This is a genomic window from Hyphobacterium sp. (assembly GCF_965217055.1).
In the GTDB taxonomy this organism is placed as follows: Bacteria; Pseudomonadota; Alphaproteobacteria; order Caulobacterales; family Maricaulaceae; genus Hyphobacterium.
In genome coordinates, this window is record NZ_OZ244227.1 from 1,250,459 (window position 1) to 1,263,567 (window position 13,109).

Genomic DNA, 13,109 nt, shown 5'->3' on the forward strand with positions numbered 1-13,109 from the left:
GCCGATTACTGAATTTGCCGGGATTCTCCGGTTTCCGATGACACGGGACGCCACCCGGAAGGACAAGGACATGATCAACAGGAATTCGATTTTCGGCGCCATCCTGCCCGTCGCCCTGATGGGCGCTTGTGCAGACGCCCAAACCAATCACGAGGCCGGAGCCGGACACGATCATCCGCACTATCTCGTGGCCGCTATCTCGGTCTCCGATTTTGATATCTATATGTCGGACTACGCATCCATCGCCATTCCGACCATTCTTGAGGCGGGCGGGGAAATCCTGGTGGCGTCGCGCACCGGCGTGAGCCTCGAACAGGCGGCCCGCACGAACTGGACCGTTGTGGTACGATTTCCATCCGAGGCGGCCGCCAATCAATGGTATCACTCCAGTGCCTATCAGGCCGTGATCCCGGTGCGGCAGAGTGTGACCGACCAGGCCGCGACGGCGCTGATTTTTGCGCCGCATTTCCAGCCTCCCACTGCTGAATAGTCGATCTCCAGCTTTGATTCCGATGGGCCAGCCGACCGTCGATCAGACTGATTCGACCCCGCGGCTTTCCTACGGGCGCCGCATCTCCTAGACTGACAGGGTGGGGCTTCCCCGGGCTTGGCAACAGGCCCGGCAAGGAGCATTGCCATGATCGATATCCTGCTAGCGGCCAGCCTGTTGACCGCTCAATCCTCCGACGCGGCTGCCGCGCCTGAATTTACCGACGCCGAGCTCGAACTCGCCGAATTCTGGGAAGAGATGGGGCCGACGCTGCGCGATGAGGGCATCGACGCCTATGTCGCACGCTATCATCCCGATTTCACCCATTGGGACATAGAGAATACCGGCGGGCTTAGCGATCGGGCGTCGGCGGCTGCCTACTGGACGGGCTTTGCCGAGGCGGGGCATGTCATCAGCTGCACCTTTGTTGACCCCGTGACCCTGACCATCGTCGACGGCGTGGGCTTCGGCCGGCTGTATTACGAACAGACCAATCACTATGCAGACGGGCGGGTGGAGACCTCGGCCTACCGGATGAGCCTGGTACTGTTGCGGGTAACTGCCGGCTGGCAGGTGCGCGAGACGAACATGGTCCGGATCGGCGGGAGCGGAGCGGACGACGCGCCATTCGCCTTCCGGCATTGTTCGGAATAGCGTTACCGCACGTCGTTCGCGGCCGGACTAGTCGTCGGGCGTGAATTCCATCACGACACGGTCCGGCAGGAGAAGGTCGTGGACCCAGTCGCCCTCGACACGCACCCACACCGCCGTGACATCATGAAAGCGCGTGCCATCGAAGCTGCCGGACCAGATCGCACGTTCGCCATTCTCGATGACATGCTCGGCGCGGAATTCGATCGCGTCGCCGGTTTCGCGCCATTGATAGGGTCCGGAATCCGCATTCCCGCGCGCCAGCCAGACCAGGTTTCCGCCGCGGAATGACAGCGTCCCCGGCACGCTGAACAGGCCGGCGGGGCCCCTGGCGCGGATCCGACCACTGACACTTCTTCCGTCAAGTCCCGCGCCCGTCGTAGTCGTTTCGACAGGATCGCGCCAATCGTCCTGGATCGTCGAGACGGCGAGGATGGGCGGCGCCGAACGAGCCGGCGCACAGGCCGCGACGCAAGCGAGGGCGCCGATGGCGAAATATGTGATCTTTGCTGATTTCATATTACAAACTTATATATCTTCCTCACTAAAGTAAAGTCATCACATATTTCTATAAATGTGAATATTATTCACTATACTATTTCTTTGTTTCTCTTTGCTTTCCCCGGTTAATGAAACCGCATCAGGCGGCAAGACGCCGTGCCTGCACCGGAACACGGTCCGGACGATGATCGCGGCCATTGGCAGATCATCAAGCGCGACGCATCGGGCAAAGTGAACGAGGGCGGATCGGGAACCTCGGCGGTCGCCGCGGCGCCGGCAAGGGTGATTGTACCGGCCGAGGTAGCGGACGAGGCAGGAGGCCAAAATCGCGCCGGGCGCGATGCCGGACTAATCAGCCTTCAGCCAGGCAATCGCCTCGGTTTCATTCGTCTTGAAGATCACGGTAATTCCCGCATTGAATGCGGCCGCCTCGATCAGCATGAAATGTTTCCCGAACAGGTTCTTGGGCGCGACATAAGCGAATCGCACGCCCCGCACCGGCGTGTGAAAGGCCCGGTGAAATTCGTCCATCACATCGATCGGCGTGAATAGCGGATAGGCGTGGGCAACCTGCAGCAGAAAATGGCGGCACCCCGACTGGATGAATTCGAGGATCTTGTCGCTGGAAACCTGAAGCAGATCGAAATCAATATCGCCTGCGAACGTCACCTCAATGATGCCGTCGGACCTGTGCTCGTACTCGACGCGCCCTCCGGCGCCCTGGTCGGGAGCGGTGCGGTTCATGACGGCATCATATCATGAAAGCCCCCCACACCGCACACTTGACTTGAATTCTACCCCGGACAGAGAGCTTGTTGGCGCCTTCCGGGCGGGTTAGACCCGCAATCATGACAGAAGCAAAGGCTGCCTGATGAGCGTTCATTTCCACAAGCACGACCTGCCCAGCGGGTTGAATTTTGGCCCGTCGGTCGCCGTCGACACCGAGACGCTGGGCTTGTCGCTGGTCCGCGACAAGCTCTGTCTCGTTCAGCTGTCGACCGGTGACGGCGATGCGCACATCGTGCAGATGGACCGGGACAGCTATGACTGCCCCAATCTGAAGGCCCTGCTGGCCGATGCCGGCGTCGAGAAAATACTGCACTTTGCGCGGTTCGACGTGGCAATGATCCGGAAATATCTCGGCGTCACCCTGGCACCGGTGTTCTGCACCAAGATCGCGTCCAAGCTGACCCGCACCTATACCGACCGTCACGGGCTCAAGGACGTCACCCGGGAATTGCTCGGTATCGAATTGTCCAAGCAGCAACAGAGTTCGGACTGGGGCGCTGCGGAACTCAGCGACGCGCAATTGGAGTATGCCGCTTCGGACGTGCTTTACCTGCACGCATTGCGGGACCATCTGACCGAGAAGCTGGAACGCGAGGGACGCATGGAGATTGCCCGGGCCTGTTTCGATTTCCTGCCGACCCGGGCGGATCTCGATCTTTTGGGCTGGGACGAGACTGACATTTTCGCCCATTCCTGACGGCGCTGCCTTAAACTTGCCGCGCCCTTTGCGCACAAATGGAATTCAATGACCGCCACGACTGCTGACATGTCCGCCCTCCAGCCAGCGCCGCACTCGGCGTGGGAGCCGCGGCGTGCGACCACCTTGGCGGCCGCCCGCAAGCGGACGCGTTTCGTGCGCCTGCTGCGGATGGCGCTGGTCGGACTGGCGGCTGTCATCATCCTGGTCATGGCTGGCCAGATCCTGTTGCGGTCGCTGGGCGCGGAATCACAGGAGGCCGTGACCGTCGGTGAGGATGCGCGGATGATCAATCCGCGGTTCACCGGGCGAGACGAAGCCGGCACGCCCTATGTGGTGACCGCCGATGCCGCCATCCGGCGGCGCGGCACCGAGGCGCGGCTGACCGAGCTGGAATCGCCGCAACTGGACTACAACCTGATCACGGCATACGAACAGGCCGAAGGCGTGCTCGCACGTACGGGTCTGTTCGACGCCGATGCACGCACGCTCGATCTCAATGCCGACGTCCAGTTCAGGACCCAGTCGGGTTATGCCTTCGCAGCCGATCATGCCCGTATCTACCTGTCCGAAGAGCGCGTGGTTGGCGACAGCCCGGTCGAGGGCGAGGGACCGCTGGGCACAATCCGGGCGGATGCATATGAAATACTGGACGGCGGCGACCGTGTCGTGTTCAGAGGGAATGTCCGAACCTTCATTCGCAACGATGCCGGCGCCGGCGGAGACCAGCCATGATTTTTCGCTTCGTGATTTTCTTTGCCCTTTTGCTCGGCCTGCCGGCCGCGGCATTCGGCCAAATCGGCAGCCAGGGCGGTCCCATGGACATCAGCGCCGACAATCTCGAAGTCTTCGACTCCGAACGCCGCGCCGTCTTTTCCGGAGAGGTGGATGCCGCGCAGGGAGACGCCAATCTGCGGTCCGACCGGCTGGAAGTCTTCTTTGCCGCGCGGTCCGGCGCGACCAGCGGGACAGGCGCCAGCTGGGGCGAGGTCGATCGCGTGATCGCCACCGGCGACGTGTTCTATGTCACACCGGACGAGGTCGCCCGCGGTAACCGCGCCGTCTACGAACTGACGACGGACACGATCGTCATGACCGGCGGCGTGACGCTGACACGCGGACGTGACGTGATCACGGGTTCCTGCATCATCGTCGACCTCGAGACCCGCAATTCGCAGATCAATTCGCCGGCCTGCATGGAGGCGGCGGGCGAGGATTCGACGACCGAGACCAGCGGGCGCGTGCGCTTCATTGCCTTTCCTTCGGATGACGACGAAACGGCCGACACGGATGATGCGGCCGCTGACGAAGAGGAAGCGGAAGGTTGAGCCTGGCTGAAGACATGTTTGGCGGGCACACGCACGCCGAGGCCGTGCCGTCAGAAGGACTGGTGGTCGAGAATATCGGCAAGTCCTATCGCAAGCGGCCGGTGGTGAAGGGTGTTTCGCTGCGGTTGAAGCGCGGCGAAGTGGCCGGTCTTCTGGGCCCGAACGGCGCCGGGAAAACGACCTGTTTCTACATGATTACCGGCCTCGTCGAGGCCGATTACGGCCGCATTCTCCTGGACGGCGAGGACATCACCCGCCTGCCCATGTATCAGCGGGCCCGGCTGGGGCTGGGCTATCTGCCGCAGGAAGCCTCGATTTTCCGGGGCATGTCCGTGAAGGACAATATCATGGCGGTTGCCGAGATCGTCGAGCCCGACAAGGCGGCGCGCAAGGAAACCGTTGCCCAGCTGCTCGAGGAATTGCGGATCTCGCACCTGGCGGATGCCGCCGCGCTTTCGCTCTCAGGCGGCGAACGCCGCCGGGTCGAGATTGCCCGGGCTCTGGCGACGCGACCGTCCTTCATGCTGCTGGACGAGCCCTTTGCCGGGATTGATCCACTGGCCATTACAGACATTCGCGACCTGATCAGCTTCCTCCGCGATCGCGGTATCGGCATTCTGATCACCGATCACAATGTCCGCGAGACGCTGGAGATCACCGACCGGGCGACGATCATTCACGAGGGCGAAGTGCTGTTCGAGGGGGCGCCGGCCGAAATCCGCGCTGACCCGGATGTGCGCCGCGTTTATCTCGGCGAAAGTTTTGGCTGATTAACTCCACGCAACTCAAAGCGTGGAGGCATCCCCTTGGCGGGACTTCATCAAAAACTGGAAATGCGGCAGGGCCAGTCCCTGGTCATGACGCCGCAATTGCAGCAGGCGATCAAGCTGCTGCAGCTCTCGAATATCGAGCTGTCGGCCTTCGTCGAGGAAGAGCTGGAACGCAATCCGCTGCTCGAACGCGATGATCGCGAAAACGAGCCCGACACCGTCGAACTGAAGGAAGACGGCAAGCGCAAGGAGCTCAAACTCGACGGCTCGGCGCATTCCGAGGCGCGCGATGCCGTCGACGCTGACAATGAATCGCTGAACGTCTCTGATTCGAAAGCCGACCTGGCGGGCGCCGGCGACAGCGCGAGCTGGTCCGGTGTCGGCCGGAGCGGCTCATTCGAGGGCGGCGATTACGATGCGGCGGCCAATTCATCGCGCGAGAAATCCCTTGCCGAACACCTCCATGACCAGCTGACACTGGCCGGCTGCGATCCGGTGCGGCGGATGATTGCCGCGCATTTGATCGATCTGGCAGATGATGACGGTTACATGCGTGCGGACCTCGCGGAGGTCGCGAACCGGCTCGGCGTCGATCATGGCGAGGTTGAAGCGGCGCTCGACGTGCTGCATGGCTGCGAACCGGCGGGCGTGATGGCGCGCGATCTCGCGGAATGCCTCGCCTTGCAGCTGAAGGACCGGAACCGGCTGGATCCGGCAATGGCGAAACTGGTGGATAATCTCGACCGTCTCGCCAAGCACGATTACCCGGCCCTGCAGTCGATCTGCGGCGTCGATGCCGACGATCTGGACGAAATGATCGCCGAGCTGCGATCGCTGACACCGAAGCCTGGGCTGGCCTACGGGGCGGACAATACGCGCGCCATCGAACCGGATGTGTTCGTGCGCGAGAACCCGGATGGAAGCTGGCGGATCGATCTAAATACCGACACCTTGCCGCGCGTGTTGGTCAACCAGTCCTATGCCGCAGAGATCAGTGCCGTTGCGCGCAGCGAAGAAGACAAGACCTTCATCACCGAATGCGCCCAAAATGCGAGCTGGCTGGTCAAGTCGCTCGACCAGCGGGCGCGGACCATATTGAAGGTGTCGGCCGAGATCGTGCGCCAGCAGGACCTGTTTCTGGCCAAGGGCGTGGCTTTCCTGCGGCCGCTCAATCTGAAGACGGTGGCGGACGCGATCGAGATGCATGAATCGACGGTCAGCCGCGTGACGTCGAACAAGTATGTGGCGACCCCGCGCGGCCTGTTCGAATTGAAATATTTCTTCACCTCGGCGATCCCGTCTTCAGGCGGCGGCGAGGCGCACTCCGCCGAGGCGGTGCGCTACCGGATCAAGACGTTGATCGACATGGAAACCATCGACGAGGTCATGTCCGACGATGCGTTGGTCGAAAGGCTGCGTCACGAGGGAATCGATATTGCCCGCCGGACCGTGGCGAAATATCGTGAAGCAATGAACATTCCGTCGTCGATCCAGCGCCGCCGCATGCTGAAACGCGCGAGCTGATCCGCAAACAGTGGCGCAATTGACATTTTCGAAACCGCCAATAGGTTCCGCGCGCTCTTGCAGGGGCATTCTCGCTCGCTTGTGCGGGAACCGTGTGCTAGGCTGGGATAAGCAATGCAGATACAAGTCGTTTCCAAAGGAATTGATGTTTCCGACGCGCTCCGCGAGGAGATCGTCGGCCGCGTCGAGGAAGCCGTATCCAAGTATTTCAACCGTCCGAGCGAAGCCTATATCGCCGCGTCACGCGAAGGCGCGGGTTTCCGCGTCACCGTATCGCTGCACCTGCCGTCAGGCGTGATGCTGCAGGCCCAGGGCGATGATGACGATGCCTACAAGGCGGCCGACAAGGCCAGTCAGCACCTGGAAAAGCGATTGCGCCGCTACAAGCGCAAGCTGAAAAACCATCACAATGAGAACAAGGTCGAACTGCCGGCGGAAACCACACCGATCACGGTGTTCCGCGGCCGGCCGGACGATGAGTATGACGATGAGAACGAGGACGCGCCGGGTGGCGACGAACCGGTCATCGTCGCGGAAACGCCAGGGGAGTTGCGGGCGATGACCGCCAGCATGGCGGTTCTGGAACTGGAGGCGGCCGGCGCGCCCTTCCTGATGTTCCGCAATATCGCCCATAACGGGGTCAATATCGTCTACCGTCGACCCGACGGACATGTCGGCTGGATCGACCCTGACAGAGACAAGAGCGGCTAGCTCTCTGAATCAAGCCGGGCCGAATCGCTGTAACGCCTTCCCGACCCGCAAAACCGGACACACGACATGGCTCTTTCCGATCTGTTATCGGCCGATGCTGTCCTCGGGACGCTCAATGCGTCGAATCGCAAGCAGGCCCTGCAGATGATGTGCGAAGCAGCGGGAGCCCGGCTGGGCGTGGATTCGCGCGGCATTCTCGATTCCGTGATGGACCGCGAACGGCTCGGCTCGACCGGCGTCGGTGACGGCGTCGCGATCCCGCACGCCCGGCTGGAAGGGTTGAGCGGTGTGTTCGGCCTGTTCGCCCGGCTCAAGACGCCGATCGATTTTGACGCCATCGATGGCCGTCCGGTCGACCTGATCTTCCTGCTGCTGGCACCCGAAACAGCCAGCACCGAGCATCTCAAGGCCCTGGCGCGGGTCAGCCGCGTCTTCCGCCGCGAGGATGTGCGTGCCCGTTTGCGGACGACCGATTCGCGCGATGGCATGGCGGCCCTGCTGACCCTGCAGGAAGATTCCGACGCGGCCTAGGCCGGCGAATTCATTCGATTCATTGCTGGATCATGCGACCTGGAATGGTGGAGCTAGGCGGAATCGAACCGCCGACCTCGTCATTGCGAACGACGCGCTCTCCCAACTGAGCTATAGCCCCGACCGATTGGGAGGCGGATCAATAAATCCGGGTGCGCCGAGCGTCAAGCCGTGCTGCCACGGCGATGCGCGCGAAGGCCATCAATGCTTGCCCGAGGGCGCGAAGTCCGGCTAGACCGGGAGCCTCAATCGAGGCGAAGCGAGTTCTCCGGCATGCGCAGCAATCAATCCCTTCTGGACGGGCTGATCATCTATATCATCGATCCGATCCTCGGTCTGTTCATCCTGTTGATGATTGTATCGATCATCTTGAGCTGGCTGGTCAGTTTCAAGGTCGTCAATCCGTACAATCCCTTTGTCGGATCGATCTGGCGCATGACTTCCGTCGTCACCGAACCGGTGCTGCGGCCGATCCGGAATATCCTGCCGCCGCTCGGCGGGCTGGATTTCTCGCCCCTAGTGCTGATCCTGCTGATCCAGTTCATCCGTGGCTGGTTGCTGCCGGAGCTGATGCTGCGGTTTTGAGCCGGGTCACGCCTACACCGGCAGGCTTGTCCCTGCTCGTGCGGCTGACACCGAATGCGTCCGGCGACCGGATAGAGGGCTGGGACACCGGTGCTGACGGGACCGTCTATCTAAGGGCGCGCGTTCGCGCGGTGCCGGAAAAGGGCGCCGCGAATGCAGCCCTCATCAAACTCCTCGCCAAACAGACCAGACTTGCTAAAACCCGGCTGGCAGTGATCCGTGGCCAGACTCATCGCCTGAAGACGATCGAGATCGCCTGCGATGACGGCGAAAGGCCAGCCCTGACGAAAACCCTGGGAGCTTTGGGCGCATGACGGCAACCATAATCGACGGCAAGGCCGTGGCGGCAGAGATCGACCGCAGGGTCGGCGAGGCCGTCGCGCAACTCGAAGGCCTTCTCGGCCGCAAACCCGGTCTCGCTGTGGTGTTGATCGGCGAGGATCCGGCAAGCGAGGTCTATGTCCGCAACAAGGTGCGGCGGGCAACCAGGGCCGGCATGAACTCGACCGAGATCCGCAAACCGGCGACGATCTCGCAGGACGAGGCGATTACCATCGTCCGCCAGCTCAACGACAACCCGTCCGTGGACGGCATCCTGGTGCAGATGCCGCTGCCTGATCATATCGACGCCGGCGCGGTAATCGACGCGATCGACCCAGACAAGGATGTCGACGGGCTGACGGCGGTCAGCGCCGGGCGCCTGCTGGCCGGCGAAGAGGGCCTGCGGCCCTGCACGCCAGCGGGCTGCGTGCTGCTGGCGGAGCAGGCGATGGGCGATCTGACCGGCAAGTCGGTACTGGTGATCGGCCGCTCGATCCTGGTCGGCAAGCCGGCCGCCCTGCTATTCCTCGAGAAGAATTGCACGGTGACGATTGCCCATTCGCGCACGGTGAACCTGCCGGAACTGTGCCGCTCCGCCGACATTGTAGTGGCGGCAGTCGGACGTCCGGAAATGATCCCCGGCGACTGGATCAAGCCCGGCGCCTGCGTGCTCGATGTCGGTATCAACCGCGTGGCGGCACCGGAGAAGGGCGAAGGCCAGACCCGGCTGGTCGGCGATGTCGCATTCGAGGCCGCCTCCAGGAATGCCGGCTGGATCACGCCTGTTCCCGGCGGAATCGGGCCGATGACCATTGCCATGCTGCTGCGGAACACGATGACGGCCGCAGCGCGGCGCGCCGATATCGATCTGGCTGGCACGCGGCAGGGTGCCGGCTGACCGCCGTCAACATCAGGTTAATCGATATCTGGGAGAAAGAGACCTGACCGGGGAGGGCAGTTCATGTCGGCTTTGAAAGTACTTCACGTCGAGGACGATTTTGCGGACGCCTTGCTGGTCCAGAACACGGTGTTTGAATCCGGCGATTTTGAAATCGGTTTCGAAGTCGCGCGCGATTTGCAGGAAGCGAAGCGCAAGCTCGGGGCCCAGGATTACGACCTCGTCCTGCTGGACCTCAGGCTGCCTGATTCCGTCAATCCGGAAGACACGCTCAGCACGATGCAGCAACTCTGCCCGATCACGCCGATTGTCGTGCTCTCCGGCTCGGTACGCGTCGACCGCTACACACTCCCCGAAGGCATCCAGATACTCGACAAGAACGAGCACCTGACGGGACGCAAGACTGAATCCACAAAGCCGCTGGCGCAGATATTGCGCCTGTCCGCGGACAGTGACGATTTCGCAGAGATCTAGGCTTTCGCGGCGTTATTCTTGCACGCGACCGCCCGGGTCAGTCGGGAGCGGTTCAAAATGGGGCAGGGCTACAGGTTTCAGATCATCCGACGCGGCATGACGAGCCGTCATCCGGCGCCGGGGCGGCCGATCTAGCTCATGGACGTTTCCGTAATTCTTCCCACTTTTCGCCGGCCCGAAGGCCTGGAACGTGCCGCACGCAGCGTTCTCAACCAGGCCAATCCGTGTGGCCTGTCGATCGAGCTGGTCATCGTCGACAATGACCCCGCCGGGTCGGGGCTCGAGGCCGCAAGGGCACTGGCTGACGATTCCACCATCCCTGTTCGCGTCGTTCACATGCCGGACCCCGGTGTCGCGAATGCGCGCAATGCCGGCCTCGCCGCAAGCTCGGGCGAACTGATCGCCTTTCTCGATGATGACGAGGAAGCGCCGCCCACCTGGTTGTGCGAACTGGTCGGTACGATGCGATTCTACGATGTCGACGCCGTGTTCGGCCCGGTGCGGACCCGCTTGCCCGAGAATGTGATCCGCCATCGCGACTATTACGCGGCGTTCTTCGCCCGCTCCGGTCCCGACGAAAGCGGGCATATCGATCACTATTACGGTTGCGGCAACTCGCTGATCAGGCGTGCCGCCCTGCCCGGCGACCAGCCGTTTGACACCGACCGCAACACGACCGGCGGAGAAGACGATCTGCTGTTTGCACAAATGCAGGCCGGCGGGGCCGATTTTGCCTGGTCAGCCGAAGCCTGGGTTTTCGAAGACCCGCTGACCAGCCGCGCGACACTGAAATACACGCTCAAGCGCGCCTTTGCCTACGGACAGGGGCCCAGTGCCGCGTGCGCTGCACGACGCCCGGCCGACATAGCCGGTATCCTGTTCTGGATGCTTGTCGGTGCCGGCCAGGCGGTCGTTTACGGAGTGGCGGCAGGCTTTCTCTGGGCGGTTGGCGCCCCGCGCCGCGCGCGGATGCTGGACAAGGCGGCGCGTGGCCTCGGTAAAGTATTCTGGGGCGGCCCCTTCAAGATGGGCTTCTACGGCAGCGCCGTCGCCTAGGCCGCGTCGGCTGCCGGACCGAGGCTTTTCAACATTTTTTCTATGCCTGCGAGCTTTTCGCGCCGGGTGTCGGCCTTGGCTTCCTCCAGCCCGGCGTCGGACCGCACCAGTCGCATCGCCCGCTGCTGCGCCGCGGCGGCACATTTGCCCGCAGGAATCGCCTGGCAGGTTGCAAGCTTGAGCAGCGAAGCGGCGCGGTCGAGTACGGGCTGATCATTGTTGGCAAGGGCGTCGAGGACGCCGGTACGCTCGATGATCTTCATGCCGAGCGCATCGAATGTTTCCAGCAATCCCGCCTTCTCGTCTTCGGGATAATTGCTTTTCATCGCGCGCGTCTGGAAGCGGGTCAGGCGATGCAGGCGATCGATTGGCCGCCCCTCGCCCGACACGAACCAGCTTTCGGTCTTGTGCGCGCCGAGGCTGGCGCGGATATAGCCTGCCAGCTTGCGCTTGTTCTGGCTGCCGACAATGTTTTCCTCGAGGGCGAGGAGATTGTCGATCTCGGCGTCGGGATTGCTGCACTTGTCAAGGAAATCGCCGATCGTCTCCGGCGTCAGCAGCCGCGCGGACCGTTTCGCGAAGGCATCCTGCAAGGCGTCTGGCGACAGATCTGCGCCCTGGGCGATCACCAGTTTCTGCGCCAGCTTCCGGGCGAGCTTGACCTCGGCCATGACATCGCCCGGCCGCAGGCGCCGTGGCCGCCGTAGCCGTTCGAGCAAGGCCGCCGCAATCGCCGTCTTGCTGGACGCGAAATCGCCTGCCGCCATGAGCGCTGTCAGCTCGCGCGCGACTTTCGGCGCCTTTTCGAGGCCCTCGGCATCGGTCGAGGCGTCATACATGTCTGCCAGCAACTGGACCTCGTCGCCGAGTTCGTCGCTCGATCCCATCAGGGCCGCGAGGCCGGAATCGAATCCGAGGATTTCGGCAATGAAGATATCGAGCTGGTCGACAGCCAGCGCCCGGACTTCCGCGTCGGATGGCAGATCGGCAGCGAACTGCATCAGCACGGCGAGCTTCTTGCTGTAGCTGCGTTCGTCGCTCAGGCGGTCGGCAAGCGCTGCCCGGATCTTGTATGTGGCGGTCTTGGGCGCAAATTCCTCGACTAGTTTCGAATAGGAATTGTAATCGGAAAAGCGCGGCAGCTTGCCGGCCTTGCCGTCGCGATAGATCCGGTCGAACGCCTTCTGGGTTAGCTCATGGAGCTGTTTTACATAGGCGTGGACGGTTGAATCGCCATCTCGGGCACTGGCAACCGCGACTTTCTGGATGGCGTGCTGCAGCTCGGTGCCACCGGATTCCAGGTCTTCCGCCTGGGCCGGGCTGTGCATCAGCTCCATCGGCGTGACCTGCTTGCGAACGAACCACTCGTTGAGCACGCGGCTCATCGTGTCGCGCGCCGACGGATTGGTCAGATCGTCCGGCGATACGCACGGCAAGGAGCCGTCACCGGTCTTTTCTTCCTCGCATTCGAAGCGTTCGGCGCCCTCCTCGAAGACGGTGGTCGAGCGAAAGGTCCGGCTTTCGTCATCAAAGCGTTCCTTCGTGACGCGCACCGAACCGGTGGGCAGGTCGGCGAGCAGGAGCCGCGCGAGATCGATGGCACCATCGCGGTCCGGGCGCGCCTCGGCGAGCGTCCAGCCCGCCTTGCGGTGCTTCTTGATGAAGACCTCGAAATGAACCTTGCCTGACGGCATTCGGTCAGCTCCGGCAAAACAGGTCGAGAAAATGCCACTGAAACATTTAAGGCGCCGTGAACCCTGACGCTTTCGCTTCGCGTTCAGCT

At 62.5% G+C, this 13,109-nt stretch carries 17 protein-coding genes and 1 tRNA gene; 14 read left to right on the plus strand and 4 right to left on the minus strand.

The window, feature by feature from the left end; all coding sequences use genetic code 11:
• Positions 1 to 70 precede the first annotated feature (70 nt).
• Both ACOOFN_RS06235 and ACOOFN_RS06240 read left to right on the plus strand, forming a co-directional pair.
• Entirely contained in the window at positions 71 to 490 is a 420-nt protein-coding gene (locus tag ACOOFN_RS06235) for a DUF1330 domain-containing protein (protein ID WP_420434765.1), read from the plus strand.
• Positions 491 to 637: 147 nt separating this feature from the next.
• Positions 638 to 1,144 (plus strand): hypothetical protein, encoded by a 507-nt coding sequence (locus tag ACOOFN_RS06240; RefSeq protein ID WP_420434767.1) that lies wholly within the window; start codon positions 638 to 640, stop codon positions 1,142 to 1,144.
• Positions 1,145 to 1,171: 27 nt separating this feature from the next.
• On the opposite strand, the gene ACOOFN_RS06245 is transcribed toward ACOOFN_RS06240, so the two are convergent.
• Positions 1,172 to 1,660 carry a hypothetical protein gene (locus ACOOFN_RS06245; RefSeq protein WP_420434769.1) on the minus strand — a complete coding sequence of 163 codons (489 nt, stop codon included), beginning with the start codon at positions 1,658 to 1,660 and terminating at the stop codon, positions 1,172 to 1,174.
• Positions 1,661 to 1,990: 330 nt separating this feature from the next.
• The gene (locus ACOOFN_RS06250; protein ID WP_420434771.1) at positions 1,991 to 2,386 is read right to left on the minus strand and encodes a hypothetical protein; all 396 of its coding nucleotides are present in this window, start codon (positions 2,384 to 2,386) and stop codon (positions 1,991 to 1,993) included.
• Between the two features lie 127 nt (positions 2,387 to 2,513).
• On the opposite strand from ACOOFN_RS06250, the gene ACOOFN_RS06255 reads away from it, so the two are divergent.
• From ACOOFN_RS06255 to ACOOFN_RS06285, 7 genes are all read left to right on the plus strand, one after another.
• Complete coding sequence (locus tag ACOOFN_RS06255) at positions 2,514 to 3,128, plus strand: ribonuclease D (protein ID WP_420434773.1); 615 nt, start codon at positions 2,514 to 2,516, stop codon at positions 3,126 to 3,128.
• Between the two features lie 48 nt (positions 3,129 to 3,176).
• Positions 3,177 to 3,863 (plus strand): LPS export ABC transporter periplasmic protein LptC, encoded by a 687-nt coding sequence (lptC, locus tag ACOOFN_RS06260; RefSeq protein ID WP_420434775.1) that lies wholly within the window; start codon positions 3,177 to 3,179, stop codon positions 3,861 to 3,863.
• A complete protein-coding gene (locus ACOOFN_RS06265; RefSeq protein WP_420434777.1) occupies positions 3,860 to 4,456 on the plus strand; it encodes an LptA/OstA family protein in 597 nt (198 codons plus the stop codon). Before lptC ends, ACOOFN_RS06265 begins: the two co-directional genes overlap by 4 nt.
• A 14-nt stretch (positions 4,457 to 4,470) precedes the next feature.
• Entirely contained in the window at positions 4,471 to 5,226 is a 756-nt protein-coding gene (gene lptB / locus ACOOFN_RS06270; protein WP_420435021.1) for an LPS export ABC transporter ATP-binding protein, read from the plus strand.
• A gap of 36 nt (positions 5,227 to 5,262) precedes the next feature.
• Positions 5,263 to 6,750, plus strand: a complete 1,488-nt coding sequence (gene rpoN, locus ACOOFN_RS06275) for an RNA polymerase factor sigma-54 (protein WP_420434779.1) — start codon at positions 5,263 to 5,265, stop codon at positions 6,748 to 6,750.
• 114 nt (positions 6,751 to 6,864) lie between these two features.
• Positions 6,865 to 7,461 carry a ribosome hibernation-promoting factor, HPF/YfiA family gene (hpf, locus tag ACOOFN_RS06280; protein ID WP_420434781.1) on the plus strand — a complete coding sequence of 199 codons (597 nt, stop codon included), beginning with the start codon at positions 6,865 to 6,867 and terminating at the stop codon, positions 7,459 to 7,461.
• Between the two features lie 66 nt (positions 7,462 to 7,527).
• Positions 7,528 to 7,992, plus strand: coding sequence for a PTS sugar transporter subunit IIA (locus ACOOFN_RS06285; protein ID WP_420434783.1), 465 nt, complete (start codon positions 7,528 to 7,530; stop codon positions 7,990 to 7,992).
• 45 nt (positions 7,993 to 8,037) lie between these two features.
• Here ACOOFN_RS06285 and ACOOFN_RS06290 read toward each other — a convergent pair.
• Positions 8,038 to 8,113: transfer RNA gene (locus ACOOFN_RS06290), tRNA-Ala, on the minus strand.
• Between the two features lie 152 nt (positions 8,114 to 8,265).
• Here ACOOFN_RS06290 and ACOOFN_RS06295 point away from each other — a divergent pair.
• From ACOOFN_RS06295 to ACOOFN_RS06315, 5 genes are all read left to right on the plus strand, one after another.
• Positions 8,266 to 8,577 carry a YggT family protein gene (locus ACOOFN_RS06295; RefSeq protein WP_420434785.1) on the plus strand — a complete coding sequence of 104 codons (312 nt, stop codon included), beginning with the start codon at positions 8,266 to 8,268 and terminating at the stop codon, positions 8,575 to 8,577.
• A gap of 26 nt (positions 8,578 to 8,603) precedes the next feature.
• On the plus strand, positions 8,604 to 8,891 hold the full coding sequence (locus ACOOFN_RS06300; RefSeq protein WP_420434787.1) for a DUF167 family protein: 288 nt from the start codon (positions 8,604 to 8,606) through the stop codon (positions 8,889 to 8,891).
• Positions 8,888 to 9,796 (plus strand): bifunctional methylenetetrahydrofolate dehydrogenase/methenyltetrahydrofolate cyclohydrolase FolD, encoded by a 909-nt coding sequence (gene folD, locus ACOOFN_RS06305; protein ID WP_420434789.1) that lies wholly within the window; start codon positions 8,888 to 8,890, stop codon positions 9,794 to 9,796. Before ACOOFN_RS06300 ends, folD begins: the two co-directional genes overlap by 4 nt.
• A 63-nt stretch (positions 9,797 to 9,859) precedes the next feature.
• Positions 9,860 to 10,270 carry a response regulator gene (locus tag ACOOFN_RS06310; RefSeq protein WP_420434791.1) on the plus strand — a complete coding sequence of 137 codons (411 nt, stop codon included), beginning with the start codon at positions 9,860 to 9,862 and terminating at the stop codon, positions 10,268 to 10,270.
• Between the two features lie 138 nt (positions 10,271 to 10,408).
• Positions 10,409 to 11,326, plus strand: a complete 918-nt coding sequence (locus ACOOFN_RS06315; RefSeq protein ID WP_420434793.1) for a glycosyltransferase family 2 protein — start codon at positions 10,409 to 10,411, stop codon at positions 11,324 to 11,326.
• On the opposite strand, the gene ACOOFN_RS06320 is transcribed toward ACOOFN_RS06315, so the two are convergent.
• Complete coding sequence (locus tag ACOOFN_RS06320) at positions 11,323 to 13,020, minus strand: hypothetical protein (protein WP_420434795.1); 1,698 nt, start codon at positions 13,018 to 13,020, stop codon at positions 11,323 to 11,325. The two genes, ACOOFN_RS06315 and ACOOFN_RS06320, sit on opposite strands and share 4 nt — an antisense overlap.
• Between the last annotated feature and the right edge of the window lie 89 nt (positions 13,021 to 13,109).